The following is an 18750-nucleotide window of genomic DNA, read 5'->3' as shown; positions in this document are numbered from 1 at the left end:
TCTGCGTCGCCTTCCTGATATGCTAAAGACTAAGACCGCATTCGCCTAAAATGCGCGGGGCTATTTCCTTGGGCGCGGCGAGGTTTCGCGGTATGACAGTCCCAACAGGCCAGAAAGGCCGGACCTATCCATCGCGTGTGTGGGAGCATGTGGGGAAACGGGGTCTGGCCAAGGTGTTTGGTCGGACCCCGTTTGTTTTTCAGAAAATCGTCAGCACCGCGCCCATGATGGCGCAGCCAAAGGTGGCGTACCCGCCGTTGATTAGCGTCAGCTTGAACGGGCGCGATTCATAGGCGTTGTTGATCATGATCCAGGGCGAGATGAAGAACAGCCCGATCCCGAAGCCCCCGACCAGCCCCATTCCAACGCCAGTGATCCCTGCAGAGGCAAAGATGTGCCGCATAAAGCCGGCGACAAAGATCATCGCAACGGCTGAAAGGACAAAGGGCAACGCGCTGTTGTTTCCTTCGGGTTTTCCATTCTCGTCGCAAGGAATTCCAGTGGCGGCCAACCACTCTTTCGACAGGGCCATGTACCATGCGGCGCCGAATAGCCAGCCCGCAAGGGCGGCCACCAATACAGAAATCAGGGACATCAGGAATCCTCCTAAACCAATATCTTTGGATCAGGATACCTCATATCCCGCTAAATCGCAGAGAATTTGCCATTCATCGGCGGTCACAGGCTGAACCGACAGGCGCGACTGCTTGACCAAGGCCATCTCGGCCAGACGCGGGTCGTTCTTAACCTGATCCAAAGTGACCGGCTTGGGTAGAGGCGCGACAGCCTTGACGTCTACGCAATCCCAACGGGGATCGTCCGTGGTGCTGTCGGGGTGGGACTCGGCGCAGATCGTCACAATGCCGACCAGCGCCTTGTCCTTTTGCGAATGGTAGAAAAAGCCAAGATCACCCAGCTTCATCTCTCGCATGAAATTGCGGGCTTGGTAGTTTCGCACGCCGTTCCATTCCTCGCCCGCGTCACCTTTGGCGACCTGATCGGTCCACGACCATGTGTCGGGCTCGGATTTGAACAGCCAGTAGCGCATCAGCCGATGACCTTCTTCCAAGCGATGATCTCGACGCTCTCGAAGAGGTCGGCGGCTTTGTAGGGATCGCCCGCGGCCCACGCCTGTGCTGCGGCCATGTCTTCGACGTCCAGTATGACCAGCGAACCGCACATCTCGCCTGCGTCGTCCAGCAGCGGGCCAGCCATGGCCACAACGCCGGTGTCTTTGATGTACGCCAGATGGGCGTCGCGGTTGGCCTTGCGGATTTCAAGCGCGCCGGCTTTGTCGCGGGCGGTCAGGGCGTAGAGCATCAGCTTTCCTCTTTCAGTGGTCGGGACAGCAGCATTTGCATCCCTTGCGCCACATCTAGCCGTCCTTCGACCAGCGCGGCAACAACTTGTGTGATCGGCATGTCGATCTGGCGGGCCTGCGCCAGTCGCGCGACAGCGCGGGCGGTCGCGGCCCCTTCGACGGTGATCTTGGCGTCCCATTCCGCGCCTTTGCCAAGGGCAAAGCCATAGGCATAGTTCCGGCTGGTGGGCGATGTGCAGGTCAGCGTCAGATCGCCAAAGCCCGACAGACCCAGCAGGGTTTCGGGCCGCGCACCAAGGGCCTGCGCCAGTCGCTGCATTTCGGTGAAGCCGCGGGTCATCAGGGCGGCGCGGGCGCTGTCCCCAAGCCCTGCCCCGATCACCGCGCCCGAGGCGATGGCGATCACGTTCTTCAACGCACCGCCAAGCTCGGCCCCTTGCGGATCGCCCGAGCGGTAAAGCCGCAGGACCGGCGTACTAAGTTGCTGTTGCAGCCGTTCGCCCAAGGATTTGTCCGCGCAGGCAAGGGTCAGCGCAGTTGGCAGGCCCCGCGCGATGTCGATCGCAAAGCTGGGTCCGGTCAGAACGGCGGGAGAGGCGGTCAGATCAGACAGGATCGCGGTCGAGCCGCGCAGACTGTCCATGTCGATTCCCTTGGAACAGCCAACGATTACCTTGTCCCGCAGCAGGGCCGCGTTCATCTCGGCGAATTTGGCGGTGGCTTGCATGGGCACGGCCATCAGGATGGTGTCGGCGGCGCATGCCTGCCCCAGATCGGCGGTGATAGTCAGGCCATCGGGAAACGGGATCTTCGGCAGGCGGGCCGCGTTTTCGCGGGCGTCCTGCATGGCCTGAACGGCGGCGGCATCGCGCGCCCAGAGGGTCACACCTTGATCGGACAGAGCAATTGCCAATGCGGTGCCAAAGGCCCCTGCCCCCAGTACCGCAATCGTCATGCCTTGGCTCCTTTCTTGCCGCTGCCCACCAAGGGCGCGGCGGTTTTGTCTAGCGGCCAGCGCGGGCGGGCCTGCAAATCCATGCCGTCGGTCTCGCCGGTGGCGAAACGTTCCAGCCCCGCGTAGGCGATCATCGCGCCGTTGTCGGTGCAAAGGCTAAGGGGCGGCGCGGTGAAACCTGCGCCCGCTTCTGCCGCCACTGTGGTCAAAGCACCGCGAATGGCTTGGTTCGCGGCCACGCCGCCCGCGACGGCGATCATCGGCTGCGCAGGGTTTTCCGCCATATAGACCGCCAAGGCACGGCGGGTTTTTTCGGCTAGCACGGCGCAAACGGCCTCTTGGAAACCGGCGCAAAGGTCGGCTTGGTCTTGCGCGGTCAGGGTATTGTCCGTCATCACCTCATCCCGCGCCCGAAGCACAGCGGTTTTGAGGCCCGAGTAGGACATATCGCAGCCTTCCCGATCCAGTAGCGGACGGGGAAAACGGAAACGCTTGGCGTCTCCCTCTTTCGCCCGCGTCTCGACCGAGGGGCCGCCGGGTTGCGGCAGGGCCAGCAAGCGGGCGACTTTGTCGAACGCCTCGCCGGGGGCGTCATCAATTGTGCCGCCAAGACGGGTAAAGTCATCGGGGCCGCGCACGATCAGGAACTGGCAGTGCCCGCCAGAGACCAGCAGCATCAGGTAGGGAAACGCCAGCCCGTCGGTCAGGCGCGGCGTCAGGGCGTGGCCCGCCAGATGGTTCACCCCGATCAGGGGCAGGCCCCGTGCAGCGGCGATACCCTTGGCGCACATGACGCCCGACAGCACACCGCCGATCAGGCCCGGCCCTGCTGTGACAGCAACGGCGTCGATGTCGGACAAGGACACCATCGCCTCGGACAACGCTTGCCGGACGGCCAGATCGACCTTTTCGGCATGGGCGCGGGCGGCGATCTCGGGGACGACACCGCCGAAGGCTGCGTGCAGTTCGGCCTGACCCATGACCACATTCGACAGAACACGGGCCGCGCCCGCATCGCCGCGCACAATGGCGGCGCCTGTATCGTCGCAACTGCTTTCGATGCCAAGGATCGTCAGGGCCATGTCGCTCTTTCATTGCCGAAGGGTTTTCCAGCAGTTAGCACTGGGGCCACACGCCTGCAATGATACCGAGCCCCATGACACGGCCCAAAGCCAGCATCCTGATCACCCGCCCCCAGCCCGGCGCGGACAGATTCGCGCAAGAGTTGCGCGACGCCCTGCCCTGCGCGGTGCCGATGCACGTGTCACCGGTGATCCGGATCAAGCCCGTTCCCGAGACTTTGGCGCTGGATGCGGTGCGCGGGCTGATCGTCACGTCCGAGGCCGCAATCCCCCCGCTGACCCATCTGACCACCCGCCGCGATCTGCCGGTTTTCTGCGTTGGCACAAGGGCACGCGATGCTGCGCGTGCAGCGGGGTTTGAAGCCGAAACCATGGGTGCCGACGCTGACGAGTTGGTGGACGCAATGTTACGGTTCGGGCCAAAGTCCCCGCTGCTGCATATTCGGGGTGAACATGCCCGCGGAAACATCACAGGGCGGCTTAGCACCCACGGAATCCTTACGCGGGATATTGTGCTTTATGAACAGGTCGCGCAGTGTCTCGACACGCAGGCTATCGGGTTGTTGGAGGGAACCGGACCAGTCGTCGTGCCGTTGTTCTCACCAAGAAGCGCGGCATTGGTGGCAGAGCAAACCTCTGCATCGGGGCCGCGTTATGTTGTCGCTATGAGTTGGGCGGTCGCGGCAGAATTGCCGCGCGGATGGGCAAAAACAACAGTTATTGCCTCACGTCCCGATAGCATGGCGATGACGCAAGCTGTCACAGGACTATTCGACACATACGGATTTCTTGAGACAGGCGAGACAAGGGGCTAATGTGCCCTTATTTAATAGGCTGAAGTTGCTTGAAACGAGAGGGTTTAGACCATGGCGAAACGTTCTTCCAAGGCTCAGAAAGAGGCAGCCGAGGAAACCAACAAGGTCGAAACGCCGATCGAAGTGACTGAGGAAACCACCGTCACTGTTGAAGAGACCACCGAGGTCGTGTCCGAGGACGCCACCCCCGAAGCCGAAGTTGTCGCGGATGAGACTGTTGTTGAAGAGGCCGTAGAAGAAGCGGTTTCACAGGCAGAAGACCAGCCCGAGGACGCGCCCGCCGCTGCCGAAGAAGAGACGGTTGCTGAGGTCGAGACCACCGAGGGGACCGAAGAGGTCGCGTTGGAAGAGGCGTCGGAACCGACCATCGAAGATGCTGAAATCATCGAGGAAACCGTCACCGAAGACGTGACCGAGACCACCGTTGAAGAACCGGCGGCAGACCCTGAGCCGGAGGAAAAGCCCGAAGTTGCTGCGGTGCAGGAAACCCCTGCTCCCGTCGTCACCGAAAAGGTGATTGAACGGGTCGAGCGCAAGGGCGGTTTCTTCCCGATGCTGCTTGGCGGCGTTGCAGCCGCAGCGATTGGCTTTGGTGTCACTACTTACATGTATCAGGTCGGCCCCTTTGCGGCTGGTGCGGAGGCGGCAGAAGAGGAAAGCTCGACCGCGCAGATGCAGTCTGATCTGGGTGCATTGTCGGATCGCCTGAACGCGCTGGAAAATGCAGCCGCGCCCGAAATGCCTGATCTGGGCCCTGTGAATGCGTCGGTTTCGGGACTGACTGATCAACTGGGCGCTCTGACGGGCCAGATCGGCGGTCTTGGCGAACAGCTGACCGCACTGGACACCCGTCTGACGGAACTGGAACAGCGCCCGATCGAAGCGTCCTCGGAAGCGGCGGTTTCGTCCTTTGAGGATGCCGTGGCCGGTCTGCGTAAAGAGATCGAAGATCAGCGCGTCCAGATCGAAGACATGGCCGCCGAAGCCGTTGAGGCCGAAAAAGCTGCTGAGGAGACTTCGCGTCAGGCGCTGGCCCGTGCGGCGATGACCCGCCTGCAATCCTCGCTGGATGCGGGCACGCCCTTTGCCCCTGCCCTGTCGGACCTTCAGGGTGTCTCGGCTGTTGAGGTTCCTGCCACTCTGTCCACATTGGCAGAAGATGGCATTCCCAGCCTGGCGCAGCTTCAGGCCAGCTACCCTGACTATGCCCGCGATGCCTTGGGTGAGGCCCGCGCGCTGACCGCTGAAGGTGACACGCAGGAACGTCTGGGTGCCTTCTTGCTGAATCAACTGGGCGCCCGTTCGCTGGAACCCAAAGAAGGTGACAGCGCCGATGCGGTGCTCAGCCGTGCCGAAGCTGCGGTGAAAGATGCGCGCCTGTCGGATGCGCTGTCGGAAATCTCGGCTCTGCCCGAGGCCGCCCGTGCGGCGATGGCCCCTTGGGTCGAACAGGCGCAACTGCGTCAGGATGCTCTCGCTGCGGCCGAAACGCTGTCGCAAAACCTGAATTCTAACTAAAGGCTCGCCGCATGCTCTGGTCGCTCACGAAAATTATTCTGTTTGTTGTTATCGTCTCCCTGCTGACGCTGGGAGCCGGTTATCTGCTGGAAGCCGAAGGCGGCGTCCGTATTGCCTTTGGTGGGATGGAATTCAATCTGGGTCCGCTGCAATCGGTCGTCGGTGCGCTGCTGCTGGTTCTGGCCATCTGGATCCTGATGAAGGTTGTCGGGTTCCTTGTGGCGATCCTGCGCTTTATCAACGGAGATGAGACCGCCATCAGCCGCTACTTTGACCGCTCGCGCGAGCGCAAAGGTTTCAAGGCGCTGTCTGACGGGATGCTGGCCCTTGCTTCCGGCGAAGGCCGCGAGGCGATGAAAAAGGCAGATCAGGCGGACAAATACCTGAACCGCCCCGAACTGACCAACCTGATCACCGCCCAAGCGGCCGAGATGATTGGTGACAAGAAGACCGCCGACCGTGTTTACAAAGAGCTTCTGAAAGACCAGCGCACCCGCTTTGTCGGCGTGCGCGGCTTGATGAAACAGCGCATGTCCGAGGGCAACAACGAGGTTGCGCTGAAGCTGGCGGAAACTGCTTTTGCCATCAAGCCCAAGCACGAAGAAACCCAGGATCTGCTGCTGCGTCTTCAGGCGGAAAGTGGTGACTGGAAAGGGGCCCGCAAGACGCTTGCGACCAAGCTGAAGACCGGCACCCTGCCCCGCGATGTCCACAAGCGCCGCGATGCAGTTCTGGCCCTGAGCGAAGCCAAGGTGGTGATCGACGACAACGCCACCATTGAGGCCCGCGAAGAAGCAATCGAAGCCAACCGTCTGTCGCCCGATCTGATCCCCGCCGCCGCTATGGCTGCGCGTGGCTACATCGCCAAGGGCAAGCCGAAATACGCCACCCGCGTGATCCGCAAGGCGTGGAACGTTTCTCCGCACCCCGATCTGGCTGAGGTTTTCGCCGAAATCCAACCCAACGAGACCCCCGCGCAGCGTATCAAGCGTTTTGGCTTGCTGACCAACAGCCATCAGGATCACCCTGAAACCAAGATGCTGCTGGCAGAGCTGAACATCGCCGCTGAGGACTTTCCTGCGGCCCGTCGCGCGATGGGCGATCTGGCGCAAACTGATCCTAACACCCGCACCCTGACCCTGATGGCCGCGATTGAGCGTGGCGAAGGCGCTGAGGATGCGGTTGTCCGTGGCTGGCTGGCCCGCGCTGTGACCGCGCCCCGTGGCCCGTCGTGGATCTGTGACAGCTGTAACCACATCCACGGCGACTGGGTGCCGGTCTGTGAGAACTGCGGCGGCTTTGACACTCTGACGTGGCGCAAGCCGCCGGCTCAGATGATGTCGACCACTGGTCTGAACGCGGAAATGCTGCCCCTGATCGTTGGCAGCCCCCGTGAAGAGGCCAACGCGCTGGTTCCCACCACCACCGAGCCTGCTGCTGATGCCGATGTGGTCGTCGAAGAAGCCCAAGTGGTGGATGCGGCAACCAAAGACGAGACTGCAAAATAAGTCTTTTCCGTGGGGTGCTCTGGTGCTAAAGCGCACCCCACAATGATCGCTCTGCGGTCATCCGAAGAAGTGCCGGTATAGCTCAGCTGGTAGAGCACGTCATTCGTAATGATGGGGTCGGGGGTTCGAGTCCCTTTACCGGCACCACTTCTTCCCAAGTATCTCCAAGAAAACATTCGAAAACAGATGGTTGCAGAATTTCACTGGACCATTTTGGGGACCATTCTGGGTCAAAATCTGACCAGAGGGGGGGTGCGGAAATTCCACGACAAAGCCCCCATAAAAATGGGGAGATTAGCAGACAACCTGCCGTCTTGCCTGGCCGCTGCTCAACAGGACGGCAGGAGCTTCTCGCTTGAAGCCTTCGCTGTGTTTATGTGTCATATTTGGTCTCCTTTATGGCGAGTAGTGCTTGAATAAAACCGGAATGCATCTGTTACACGTCTATCCAGTCTCTTGAGTTGGTGCTTTCCACTATTTAGGGGCAAGTATTTTCAATACGTCTTCCAAAGCGAGGCGGCGGCCAAATGCCAGTCTCGCTTGATGCTCTGTAACAGGCATTTGCGCGCGAATCCGAGCGATGGATAGGTTGGTCTTCTCAATTTCTTTAGAAGCCCAAGCTGACCAATTCCCCGCTAAAGGCCGCGTCATCCAATTGGGATCGCAATGCGCGTCAGACCTGACGATTTGCAATCCCTCAACTCTATCAATTGCAGCTTTTTCCATCATGCGCAGTTTAGAAAGCGCACGCCCTTTTCTTTCTGCCAAGATCTGCGCGATTTCGAGTAGCGCTTTTTCATCCTCGGTCATAAATCATCGCCTACTTGCGCGCTGCCGCATCTCGTCCGCATATCTGATCGCCGCAGCTACAGCAGAATACAACTCCACCGGAATTTCTGAGCCGATACTCACCCCAGCATCAATTGCACGGGCCGCAGGGGGATCCTTGTGCAGCGGAACCCCAGCTTCAAGTGCAATTGAGCGAATTTTCAGAGCGACCTCATCATGCCCCTTCGCCACACAAACCGGTGCTGTCCCTGTCTGACGGTCCCACATCAACGCGACAGCTACGTGGGTTGGGTTAACTATGACCACATCCGAATTTGGAACCTCTGCCAACATCCGATTCATTGCGATTTCCCGACCACGCTGCCTTCGCGCCTGCTTGAAGTGTGGATCACCCTCATTCTCTTTAAATTCGTCGCGCATTTCTTTGTCACTCATACGCTGCTCCTGAGCGAAACTGTGACGCTGCCAAATAAAATCCGCAATTGCGACCGGAAAAGTAGATAATACAATTAAAATCAGAAAATATAATAACAACTTCACCATTAACACTAATCCTTGCGCACCCGGTAATTTGAAGGATTCCACAACATCAAACCGACACCACCACAAAAATATTGAAAATAGAAAAATAAGAAGAAGCATTTTCAGAGAATTCTTCAAAAAATCGACAAAACCCTTTGCACCAAATTTCTGCTTAGCATTTTCGATGATGGACACCCGTTGAAACTTGGGCCTTATCTTCTCAGAGGAAACGGCAAAAGATCTCTGTGAAGCCAATGCGAGTAGGACGAATGATAAGGGAAACATAAATATCGGCAAGACAGCTGCAAAAGTCCGACCAATAATATCGGCAACAGCATCTGATGATTTAATGTCTACAGTCCAAAGTGACTGCAATGCTCCGCCGGCGTCATAGACCAAGCTTTGCCCCCCTAACGCGAGTGCGAAGCAGAGTCCGCAGTAACCCGCCAAATGAAGAACATCCGTTGATTTCGGTATCTGCCCCTTCTCACGCGCCTTTCTTAATTTCTGCTCTGAAGCATCATGCTTCTTATCTGACGCCTCCTCGCTCATAGAGCACCTAGAAAGCCAGACGATATAAAATTAAAAAATTCTGTCGCCCAAAGATTAAGAATGCCCCCAACCGCTACCGCAAGCAGCAGCAATCCTAGGCCCGTGACAGCAGGAGCGCCAACAAGCATGACCATCATTTGAGGGATAGCTTTATTGATTACCCCCAGGGCGATGTTGTAAATTAACGAGAGAATTATGAATGGCATGGCCAACCTAAACGCTAAGATCATAATATAGTCAGAGTGGGCAACAATTCTCTGAACGCTTCGCGCAAGCGCAAATGGTTCGCCAATCGGGAAGATTTCATATGATGCTTTCAGAAAAATTAAAAGCTGTACAGGGAGTCCAGTCGAGAACAGTAGCGCCAACCCACCCAGTGTCAGAATTTCTGCAATTGCCGTAGATGGTTCGGATGAGGGGTTTCCCATAAACTGGGAAAGTGACACTGATTGTGCAATAATAGTTCCTGCTGTCCTAATAGAAATGACAAAAAATCTTATCGAAATACCAAGAAAGGTCCCAATTAACGGCTCAACGACCACCCACAAGAGCGAAAATTCTTCTTGTCCGGTTAATATGCCAGGAAAAGCGGCACTCGTGAATGCGAGAGCAACAGATAGACGAAGCCTCTTTGGTAAGAGGACTTCACCCAGGCCAGGAGCAAGTAAAAAAAATACTCCAATTCGTAAGAAGCTGCCCAGAAAAGCGACCGCAATGAGGCTAAGTTCCTCAGTTCCAAACAATGTCATTCGTCAACAAAGCCGACAACCGAAGGACGTGCATGAAGGCCAATCTCTTCATATGATAGGACCGAGACATCGATTCCCGCTGCCGTCGCGACTGTTTTCAAGAAGCTGCGCCTAGCTACGCCTACAACTATTGCCGCTTCGTGGCCTTCGGATATCACGCTTTGATAAACGTGCGATATCCTCTCCGACAACATACGGAACACTTCTGGAGGCAGTCCAATGTCCGGAAATGCGGCCTGTCCATTTACTTCGTGCTGGAGGAACCTCTCTTCCCAAGAAGGAGAAATCTGAATAATCGGGATCGTACCATCGCGACGGACGATCTTCTGGAACAGTTGGCGACCTAATCTTTGGCGAACATGCTCTCGCACTGCATCTGGTCTCAAACCAGCCGCTCGCGCCTCAGCTGCAGCCTCAAGAATAAGTGCAAGATTTCGTATAGAAACTTGTTCCTGCAAAAGATCTCGCAACACGCCGTGCAATGCCTCTCTCGGCAGCCTGTCGGGTATAATCTCATCCAAAAGACGCTTGTTTTCCTCTGCCCTAGCTACATCTGAGGGGTTTGCAAATGCTTCAAGTGTCTTTCTGAAGGTCTTTAGGCACATTAAAGTTCCGAGGTTTGACTTGATTGTTTCAAGCAAGTGCGTTGCAAGGACCTCAGTGGGAGCGACAATGGTCAGACCTGATAGAGAAACTGCTTCTTGTTCTGACTGGGATATCCAGCGAGCCGGCGCACCATAAACGGGTTCTACGGCATCAATACCACTTGAATGAGTAGTTATTTTATCATCTAAAATCGCAAGAACCTTGTCACTGTGTAGGCGAGCACCCGCCACGTAGTTTCCTTGTAAGAAGATCTGATACTCTCCAGTCTCGAGTTCAGCAGCATCTGATAACCTAATGTCCGTTAGCACTAAGCCAAATTCCGATGCAAAATATCTACGCATAGTGGCGATCCGCGCTTCCATCCCAGAAGCCGGATCCAAAACAATAGTTAGCAAATCGTTTGAAAACCTGACATGGAGTTCATCTAAGTCGAGAATGTCTCCGATCGATGGGTCTCGTTGCTTTTCTTCAGTATTCTGCACCGATTTAGAGTTAGACTTCACCCCTTTGAGAGAAGAAACTCCCCAAGCACCAATACCTATTGAGCAAATAACGAATGGACCAAATGGCAAGCCAGGGAAAACGCCAAAAAGAAAAAGAACAAGAGAAACAACAAATAGAGCAAGAGGTTGGCTACCTAGTTGCGTTACAACCTCCAAGTCCGCTCGGACCGACGAACTCCCTCTAGATACGAGAAATCCAGAAGCGATCGATATTATGACACTCGGAATCTGAGTGACCAAACCATCACCGATCGTTAACATTGAGTAGCTAGCGAAAGCGTCACCCAACGGCATATCATGCGACACCAAGCCGACACCCATCCCAACAAAGAAGTTTAGCGCCGTGATTAGCAAGCCAGCAACCGCATCACCTTTAATAAACTTTGACACACCATCGAGAGTTCCAAAGAAATTAATCTCTGATTGCTCGTCTCTTCTCTTTTCTTGAGCTTGTTGATGCGTGATCGCACCAGCAGCGAGATCACTATCGATCGCGAGTTGTTTTCCAGGTAAACCATCAAGCGCAAAGCGCGCTGAAACTTCTGCCATTCTTGTCGCACCCTTTGTGATAACGACAAAATTCACAATCATTAAAACAAGAAAAATGATGACTCCAAGTATCAGCGATCCGCCTACCACAAATTCTGAAAAACTCTGAATGACCCCGCCTGCAGCTGAAGGGCCCATGTGACCGTTCGTAATTATCAATTTTGTTGAAGAAACATTTAAGGATATTCGCAGCATAAGCGATGCTAGCAAGACGGTGGGAAACGAAGAAAAATCCAACGCACGCGATGAAAATAGGGCTCCCACAAAAATTAATATTGAAAATGCAAACGACGTCGCCAAACCTACATCAAGGACTGCAGTTGGCACGGGAATAATCAATATTGCCAAGAAGGACAGCAGCCCTAAAGAGAATAGCGCTGTGGCTGTATCGATCTTTTTAAATACGCTTGCCGTCATTCGTTGCGACCATTGTCGAGATCATTATACCTAGCAGCGATCTCCGCGCTAAGCCACAAATATCCATCTCCCTTAATCTTCTTCTTCAATTCCGAGAGCACCTCAGGACTCAACCTTGATATTTGGGAGATGGAAAAGTATCGATATATCAACGTGGCATCATCATTCGCTAAAATTCTTTCATAGAAGTTCCTAACAAATTTATCATCCATGGATGGAATGGAAAGAAATTCTCGATTCAGAACATCGTAACTCTTAGCAGTATTCAGGTGAACTAATGCACTCTCCGCGTATGCATCGAAATCATGAATTGGATCCCCACTCTCAGTTTCCTCAAAGCTTCCAATAATATATTTATCACTGGCTTCGGCGGACTCCAATTTCTCAGATCCAATCTGAGATAAACCTTTTTGTGGTGTACCTACGCCGATTTCATTTGATTCAGAAGAACTTGGAGAGAAACCAGAAGCTTCTCCATCTTTGCATTTGTCGGAATTGAAAAGCATGTCTCCACTATAAGCATCTCGACGGCCAGGATGTATCGCTGTAATCTCCTGCTTTCGTCCAGTCAGTGAATTCTCCTCCTTGATAAGATTCCACCTACGAAGGGTTTCCGAGGTACCTTCTAGAGACTTCCGCTTCCGTGTTGACCTCAAATCTACAATGAAATTCCCACTATTTCCTTCCATTTGATACTCGGCTTCACCGTAGCAATCAAAATCAGGCACTTTACTGGAAGTCGGCGATATTTCACCTAAGCCAATCGAAAGAGGTAGATCCAATTTTGCCTCAATCTGCTTCCCGCGGCTCCAAGAACGTCCGGTGTGAAAGGAGCCTTTCATCAACCTTTTTGAGGTTGGAAGCAGGTCAATTTGATCTGGTCTACTAATTGTAAGCGGTCTAGAAGAAATATCACCACCATCCAATGAATAATTAAATAATTCATCATACACATCAAAAAATAAATATGGAGATTCAAATGTTGGTACCACATGAGCCTCAGAAATCGTCTCGATATTTAGACTGATACTCTCTTTATTAAAGTCTATGAGTTGGACTCGACCCGAACTAAGCCTATTCATTGCAGATCCGATATCCAGATGGATATCGTCTCCTAAGAGTTTTACCTTGATCTTACCTTGAGATACTTTAAAATTGTATTTAACAGGATCTTCAATCCGCAGAGCAACTCTCGTGAAATTCGCATGTTCTCCAGAGCGGACTTGAACAACATTCGCTAGCGAATCCGTCGAGCACATCACAAGAAATATCAATGTGAGGGGCGAGCACTTCATTCAGAACCCCTTTTAATTTCGTTCAGAAATTCCTCAAGTTCATCGAAAGGCGGGCGCATTGATTGAGGCGCATTTTGACGGCCTACTTCGATACACAAGTTAGGAGCATGTCGAAATAGATCTGCGACAAGAACTTCCTTAATCAAATCGTAGAAGCTAGAATCTTTCTCCTCAATGTCCTTTATCTTTGAAGCAAATGGAGCCGCAATTCCATATGCCAAGAATACGCCCAAGAATGTACCAACCAACGCGCCACCAATCAAACCGCCCAGGACTTCAGGTGGCTTGTCGATAGATGCCATCGTCTTAATCACACCTAGAACCGCAGCTACGATTCCAAGCGCAGGGAGCGAGTCCGCAATAGTTTGCAATGCATGACTTGAATGCAAAGCTTCGTGATTTCGTTTATCTAGCCTTTTACCAAGAACTTCTTCCACTTGATGAGGGTCATCGTAATTCAAACTACCAGCTCGAAGTGTATCGCAAATCAGGGCGACTGCTTCAGCGTCACCCAAAATCCTCGGATAACGCGAAAAAATCTGTGAATCCTTGGGGCTTTCTATATGGCTTTCAAGCTCAACTGGATTTTTTCTGGACACCCTAATCAAAGAAAATAGCAGGCAAAGGAGATCTCTATAATCGTCACGCTTCCACGCTGGCCCTTTAAAGACTTTCAGCAAATCCTTACCAGTGTGTTTGATTGCAGAAAGGTCATTGCTGATCATAAAGGTACCGACCGCGGCGCCTCCAATCATCATCATCTCGAAAGGCAGTGAATGCAGAATGATCGACATTTTACCGCCAGCGAGCAGATAGCCCCCAAAGACCATTGAGAAGATTACAGCGACACCAACCAGCCCGATCATTCTTGCACCGCAGCTTCTTGGCTAATCGCATCTGCGTAGTTGCCTGCCTCGACATTTCTTCCCGCTAGAAGAACGCTGATCGAATACGCAATTTCAGTTGGCAGTTGCCCCATGATTGCGGCCGAGCTCTGTGGTTTCATGCGACCAAGAAAACCTGCCGAGAACTTTGGCTCCATACTTGCGAACAAATTCGCGGCCTCTTTTGGCTTCATGTTTTCATAAACCTTGGTCAGCTTGCTCAGATCGTCTTCGGCGGCGACTTCGGCTAGCGTCATCGTGGCTCGCAATTCTTCCTCAGCCTTTTCGGCTGCGACGCGACGATCGTTTAGCGCAAGCTTTTGCGCCTCTATGCTGTCTTCTAGAGCTGTTAGTTCTACTGCGCGCGCTTCAAGCTGTTGCTCGAAAGCTCTCAGGTCTGCATCGCGCTCAGCAAATGCTTTGAGTAGTAATTTCAGGTCTTCAGCGCTGCGCAGAACCGGCGCCTCTAAGTAGTCCTCATCAGTGAAGGTCATCGCGGGTGCAAATGCGATCGCGGCCTCTGCTCCCATCCCAATGCGCAGAGCGCCTGCAGCGATAAACATAGTCGAAATAACAGTTAAGGCACTAAATCCGCGTCTTTTCACGACTGGCCCTCCCTAAGAGAGCGATGCGAAAAAACCGGCTCAGGCGTAGGGCGCCTTGCTTCGATATCGTGCATTGAAGCCATCATCAGCTCTAGCTTACGGGTCACATTTTCAGCGCGGCCTGTGAGTTCTGTGAGTGACGTATTCGAATTATCGGCTGCGCCCTTGGCGGCGACTAGCGTGGTATTCAGATCCTCGACCTGCTTCGAGAGGGCCGCGACAGCACCACCAACACCATTTTCCAAGTCATTGAGCGAGCGCACCCGCCTTGCCAGAATAAAGCAATAAAATCCGGCACCTAAAGCGCCAGCCCCCAAGATGATATCTGCCAGAAAATCCATATTGGCCCCTTTCAATTCAATACGAATTCCATGATGAGAAAATCCGAAACTTCTTCTTCGCCGACCACCAAACGGGCGCGAAACAGAAGCTGGGATCGGATGTGCATAAGCGCCGCTGAGCGATCGAGGTCTTCAACACTCAGTGCGCGCAAATAGTCCTGAAAAACGTCGACCAGACGCGGGATCATCGCCTCAACCTTGCCCGCATTTTCTGGTTTCGCTTCAACTTGACCCTGAAAGCGTAGTTGCCGCCCATCCAAGACACTGCCCATCGGAACAATCATCATGGGCAGCGGGACATAGGCGTATTCAAGCTCAAGTCCCGTGATTTCCGCGGGCGTGTGCATGGACGTATTCTGGCTAAAGATTCCCAATGCATCCATTCCAACGACGGCATAGCCGCCGACGCCCCCGAGAATCGAAAGCGCGATTCCGATCAGCGGCCCGACGATTCGTCCCTTTTTTTCCTGAGTTTCCGATTCTACCTGGCTCATCCTGGCCTCCTTGACTGAAGACCATTCTGGCAAAGAGAGGCTAACCGATTGTTAAGGCGTTTGGTGCAAAACGGAGGGCAGAGACAGAAAGTCCCCTACCGGAGTGTGTAATGAATGACCTGTTAAAGATGCTGTCTGCCTTGACGAAAAAGCAGCAAATCACTGCTGCCGCGGCGACCGTCGGAATGTTCGTGGCGATTCTTACCTTGGCGGTTTTCGCCAACCAAACAAAATACACACTCTTGTTTGGTGGTCTTGATCCAACCGCCGCAGGCGAGGTGATCGCTGCACTCGAGGCGCGAAATACGCCGCACAAAGTAGAAGGCGGCAACATCTTCGTAGATACGGAAAGCCGCGATGCATTGCGGATGCAGCTTGCTTATGAAGGCATGCCCGCATCCGGAACCGCCGGATATGAGCTACTGGACGGACTAAGCGGCTTCGGGACGACGACCCAGATGTTCAATGCGACCTATCTGCGGGCGCAGGAAGGAGAATTGGCCAGAACGATCCAGACAAACTCCTCGATCCGTCACGCGCGCGTCCATATTGCCGCAGATCAAAGCGGGCCATTCGGGCGCAGAGAGGATATGTCTGCATCGGTAACGCTAAGCTTGGCCGGGCCGGGGACCCTCAGCCAATCTCAGACCAAGGCCCTCCAATTTATGGTCTCTTCAGCGGTCTCAGGTCTGGTTCCGGAAAAAGTGACGATCGTAGATGATTCTGGCCGTCTGCTTTCAGGTGAGCGTGACGAAGCGGCCGATTTCACGGATCAGGCCCAATCGGAAGTGCTCTCGCAGAAGGTCGAGCGGTTGCTTGAGGCGCGCGTTGGCCCCGGAAACGCGATGGTGGAAATCAGCATCGACCGGATAAATGAGAGGGAATCGATCGTGGAGCGCGTGATCGATCCTGACAGTCGGGTCGCGATCAGTGCGGAAACCCAAGAGAATGTAGCGTCCACGAATTCATCCCCCTCAGGCATGACGGTTGCCAGCGACTTGCCTGAGAAATCGGAAAGCCGGGCGGGTGATCGTGCAGAGACCTCGAATGAAACACTTGAGCGGATTAATTATGAGATCTCCGAGACCCGCCGCGAAGTGCTGCGAACGCCCGGCGGCATTCGCAGGCAAACCATCGCGGTTTTGGTGAACGGTGTTGCTGATGAAAATGGCAATATGGTCCCGAGAGAGGCCGCTGAAATTGCCGCTCTTCAAGCACTTGTTGAAGACACCGTAGGCTTCGACGCTGAACGAGGCGATGAGATTACTGTCCAGTCCATGGTCTTCCAAACAGCGCAGTCGATGGCAGAGGTCAGTCCCCCCTCGCCCTACGACTTCACGATCCCTTCCAGCGAGTCTTTGCTGAAATACGGAGCAACCGCCGCTGTAGCTCTCATCCTTGGGCTATTTGTTGTTCGACCGCTATTACTACGGCCTACGCAAAGTGCACTTCCAGCCCCGGAACGGTCCGCCGAAGACGCATCGGAATTGACCCCGCTGGATGGGGAAATCGATATGGGCGAGCCCATCCTTCCCGACAGCTTTCCAGCGATCGCTTTCGACACCGCGGCAGAGGCACAAGACCCGATTTCCAGAATGCGACAAGCCATTGAAGACAAACGGGATGAGACCATGATCATTCTGCGCAATTGGCTGGAAGATGAAAGAGAGCAGCAAACATGACGATAATGCACGTTCTCGAAGACTTTGCTGCTCCTGCGCCTGTCATTGAAGCCGACGACCAAGTGAGTGAAGTCCAGTTAAGTTCCTTCGAAGATGGTTATAACGCAGGTTGGGCGGATGCCTTGAAGGCACAGGATGGCGAAAACAGGCGCATCACCAGTGGGTTGGCAGAAAACCTACAAGACCTCTCACTTAGCCGTGCCGAGATTGAGCGACAGATTTTCAACGATCTTGAGACTGCTCTCCTGCCCATGCTCGGAAAAATCATGGGGAAGGTTGCTCACCAAAATCTGGGTGCGATCATTGTTGAGAGAATCCTGGATGCGACGTCACGCGCGACCAAAAGCGACGTTGTTTTACGCCTCCACCCGTCAGCTCGGGAACGTTTGGAAAAGCTTCTGAGTGAGGACTTGGATTCCATCCCGCTGCAAGACGACGAAGACCTCACCCCAGAGCAAGTCTGCCTTAGCTTTGGCAAAAACACTCAAATCTTGAACCCCTCTGAAACGGTCTCAGAAATCGAAACACTTCTTGCGGATTTTTTTGAGAACAAGACGGCAAAGGTATCCGATGGAACCCAAGGATAAGCAATTCTCTCATCGATTTTCTGATCTTCCGGTAGATCTGTGGATCTCGGTCGGTCGTGCCCGATGCAGCTTGGGTGAGCTCATGGACATGGACGCCGACACCGTTATTTACCTCGATAGTCAGATCGATGATCCCGTCGACATTATGATTGGCGAGCGCGTCGTCGCACGCGGCATCCTGCAAGAAAGTGATGGTAATGGCCGCCGGCAACTTTCCGTAAAACTGACCGAAGTCAAACATCCAGATTCCGATGTCTAGGAAAGCTTTTCTGCCCCTCTTTATCTTGCTGCCTCAAAGTTTGTCAGCACAAGACTTCGCAGCGTCCAACCTGTCGCTCTCGGAAAAAGCGAGCGACACTGTTCTTGCCATCATTGCGACAGGAACGTTCCTGGCAGCTGCCCCCGCAATCCTGATTATGGTCACCTGCTTTCCATTCTTCGTGACCGTATTCGCGATAATGCGCCAAGGCATCGGGCTTCAGCAGTCCCCACCGAACATGCTTTTGATCGGTCTTGCGCTTTTCATGACATTTTTTGTGATGGAGCCAATTTTTCTACAGGCGTGGAACGATGGCATTCAACCTGTACGCGCCGGAACACTTTCATTCGAAGAAGGTTTCATCAGAGCAAGTGAACCATTTGTTTCCTTTATGCAGAAACGAACTGACCCGGATACGCTCTACGCGATGGAACAGGCTAGGACGATTGGCGAGCAAAGCGAAAATACGACCCTGACAACCATTATTCCTGCATTCGTCATCTCGGAAATCTCGCACGCTTTTCAGGTAGGGTTTCTGATCTACCTGCCGTTTCTGGTCATCGATCTGGTGGTTTCAGCTGTGCTGATGTCGATGGGGATGATGATGGTGCCCCCAGCGGTTGTATCCCTGCCATTTAAACTTGGCTTTTTCGTGCTCAGCGACGGTTGGTCGCTAATCACACTTCGCTTGATCGAAAGCTACGGAACGTAAACACA

At 54.0% G+C, this 18750-nt stretch carries 21 protein-coding genes and 1 tRNA gene; 8 read left to right on the top strand and 14 right to left on the bottom strand.

Annotated features, from left to right (window positions below):
* Positions 1–199: 199 nt before the first annotated feature.
* From CLV74_RS05585 to tsaD, 5 genes are read right to left on the bottom strand one after another with little or no spacing between them, the layout of a single operon-like run.
* Complete coding sequence (locus tag CLV74_RS05585; protein ID WP_106263249.1) at positions 200–595, bottom strand: DUF1761 domain-containing protein; 396 nt, start codon at positions 593–595, stop codon at positions 200–202.
* Between the two features lie 30 nt (positions 596–625).
* Positions 626–1048 (bottom strand): EVE domain-containing protein, encoded by a 423-nt coding sequence (locus CLV74_RS05580; RefSeq protein WP_106263248.1) that lies wholly within the window; start codon positions 1046–1048, stop codon positions 626–628.
* Positions 1048–1320: a YciI family protein gene (locus CLV74_RS05575; protein WP_106263247.1), complete on the bottom strand. Its 273-nt coding sequence runs from the start codon at positions 1318–1320 to the stop codon at positions 1048–1050. The genes CLV74_RS05580 and CLV74_RS05575 overlap by 1 nt, the downstream gene beginning before the upstream one ends.
* A complete protein-coding gene (locus CLV74_RS05570) occupies positions 1320–2276 on the bottom strand; it encodes an NAD(P)H-dependent glycerol-3-phosphate dehydrogenase (protein ID WP_106263246.1) in 957 nt (318 codons plus the stop codon). Before CLV74_RS05570 ends, CLV74_RS05575 begins: the two co-directional genes overlap by 1 nt.
* Positions 2273–3358: a tRNA (adenosine(37)-N6)-threonylcarbamoyltransferase complex transferase subunit TsaD gene (gene tsaD, locus CLV74_RS05565; protein WP_106263245.1), complete on the bottom strand. Its 1086-nt coding sequence runs from the start codon at positions 3356–3358 to the stop codon at positions 2273–2275. Before tsaD ends, CLV74_RS05570 begins: the two co-directional genes overlap by 4 nt.
* 74 nt (positions 3359–3432) lie before the next feature.
* Here tsaD and CLV74_RS05560 point away from each other — a divergent pair, with 74 nt between their 5' ends.
* From CLV74_RS05560 to CLV74_RS05545, 4 genes are all read left to right on the top strand, one after another.
* Entirely contained in the window at positions 3433–4173 is a 741-nt protein-coding gene (locus CLV74_RS05560) for a uroporphyrinogen-III synthase (RefSeq protein WP_170107992.1), read from the top strand.
* 51 nt (positions 4174–4224) lie between these two features.
* Positions 4225–5691 (top strand): COG4223 family protein, encoded by a 1467-nt coding sequence (locus tag CLV74_RS05555; RefSeq protein ID WP_106263243.1) that lies wholly within the window; start codon positions 4225–4227, stop codon positions 5689–5691.
* Positions 5692–5702: 11 nt separating this feature from the next.
* Positions 5703–7199: a heme biosynthesis protein HemY gene (locus CLV74_RS05550; RefSeq protein WP_106263242.1), complete on the top strand. Its 1497-nt coding sequence runs from the start codon at positions 5703–5705 to the stop codon at positions 7197–7199.
* A gap of 71 nt (positions 7200–7270) precedes the next feature.
* Positions 7271–7346 (top strand) — tRNA-Thr (locus CLV74_RS05545).
* Between the two features lie 327 nt (positions 7347–7673).
* Here the strand turns inward: CLV74_RS05545 and CLV74_RS05540 are convergent.
* From CLV74_RS05540 to CLV74_RS05500, 9 genes are read right to left on the bottom strand one after another with little or no spacing between them, the layout of a single operon-like run.
* Positions 7674–8009, bottom strand: a complete 336-nt coding sequence (locus tag CLV74_RS05540; protein WP_106263241.1) for a hypothetical protein — start codon at positions 8007–8009, stop codon at positions 7674–7676.
* Positions 8010–8012: 3 nt separating this feature from the next.
* On the bottom strand, positions 8013–9062 hold the full coding sequence (locus CLV74_RS05535) for an EscU/YscU/HrcU family type III secretion system export apparatus switch protein (RefSeq protein WP_106263240.1): 1050 nt from the start codon (positions 9060–9062) through the stop codon (positions 8013–8015).
* A complete protein-coding gene (locus CLV74_RS05530) occupies positions 9059–9811 on the bottom strand; it encodes a flagellar biosynthetic protein FliR (RefSeq protein ID WP_106263239.1) in 753 nt (250 codons plus the stop codon). Before CLV74_RS05530 ends, CLV74_RS05535 begins: the two co-directional genes overlap by 4 nt.
* Complete coding sequence (locus CLV74_RS05525) at positions 9808–11886, bottom strand: flagellar biosynthesis protein FlhA (protein ID WP_106263238.1); 2079 nt, start codon at positions 11884–11886, stop codon at positions 9808–9810. Before CLV74_RS05525 ends, CLV74_RS05530 begins: the two co-directional genes overlap by 4 nt.
* Positions 11883–13181 carry a hypothetical protein gene (locus CLV74_RS22540; RefSeq protein WP_146134902.1) on the bottom strand — a complete coding sequence of 433 codons (1299 nt, stop codon included), beginning with the start codon at positions 13179–13181 and terminating at the stop codon, positions 11883–11885. The genes CLV74_RS05525 and CLV74_RS22540 overlap by 4 nt, the downstream gene beginning before the upstream one ends.
* The gene (motA, locus tag CLV74_RS05515) at positions 13178–14047 is read right to left on the bottom strand and encodes a flagellar motor stator protein MotA (RefSeq protein ID WP_106263236.1); all 870 of its coding nucleotides are present in this window, start codon (positions 14045–14047) and stop codon (positions 13178–13180) included. Before motA ends, CLV74_RS22540 begins: the two co-directional genes overlap by 4 nt.
* Complete coding sequence (locus CLV74_RS05510; protein ID WP_146134901.1) at positions 14044–14670, bottom strand: MotE family protein; 627 nt, start codon at positions 14668–14670, stop codon at positions 14044–14046. The genes motA and CLV74_RS05510 overlap by 4 nt, the downstream gene beginning before the upstream one ends.
* The gene (locus CLV74_RS05505) at positions 14667–15011 is read right to left on the bottom strand and encodes a hypothetical protein (RefSeq protein ID WP_106263234.1); all 345 of its coding nucleotides are present in this window, start codon (positions 15009–15011) and stop codon (positions 14667–14669) included. Before CLV74_RS05505 ends, CLV74_RS05510 begins: the two co-directional genes overlap by 4 nt.
* An 11-nt stretch (positions 15012–15022) precedes the next feature.
* Positions 15023–15505 carry a flagellar basal body-associated FliL family protein gene (locus CLV74_RS05500; RefSeq protein ID WP_106263233.1) on the bottom strand — a complete coding sequence of 161 codons (483 nt, stop codon included), beginning with the start codon at positions 15503–15505 and terminating at the stop codon, positions 15023–15025.
* A gap of 110 nt (positions 15506–15615) precedes the next feature.
* Between CLV74_RS05500 and fliF the strand changes: the two genes are divergently transcribed.
* The 4 genes from fliF to fliP are packed head-to-tail and all read left to right on the top strand — an operon-like array spanning position 15616 to position 18745.
* On the top strand, positions 15616–17187 hold the full coding sequence (gene fliF, locus CLV74_RS05495) for a flagellar basal-body MS-ring/collar protein FliF (RefSeq protein WP_106263232.1): 1572 nt from the start codon (positions 15616–15618) through the stop codon (positions 17185–17187).
* Positions 17184–17774: a FliH/SctL family protein gene (locus CLV74_RS05490; RefSeq protein ID WP_106263231.1), complete on the top strand. Its 591-nt coding sequence runs from the start codon at positions 17184–17186 to the stop codon at positions 17772–17774. Before fliF ends, CLV74_RS05490 begins: the two co-directional genes overlap by 4 nt.
* Entirely contained in the window at positions 17758–18033 is a 276-nt protein-coding gene (locus CLV74_RS05485; protein WP_106263230.1) for a FliM/FliN family flagellar motor switch protein, read from the top strand. The genes CLV74_RS05490 and CLV74_RS05485 overlap by 17 nt, the downstream gene beginning before the upstream one ends.
* Positions 18026–18745 carry a flagellar type III secretion system pore protein FliP gene (gene fliP, locus CLV74_RS05480; RefSeq protein WP_106263229.1) on the top strand — a complete coding sequence of 240 codons (720 nt, stop codon included), beginning with the start codon at positions 18026–18028 and terminating at the stop codon, positions 18743–18745. The genes CLV74_RS05485 and fliP overlap by 8 nt, the downstream gene beginning before the upstream one ends.
* Positions 18746–18750 lie beyond the last annotated feature (5 nt).

The organism is Donghicola tyrosinivorans, assembly GCF_003003355.1.
Lineage (GTDB): Bacteria > Pseudomonadota > Alphaproteobacteria > Rhodobacterales > Rhodobacteraceae > Donghicola > Donghicola tyrosinivorans.
Note: the sequence above shows the minus strand (reverse complement) of the source record. Positions and strands in the feature narration are given on the sequence as shown.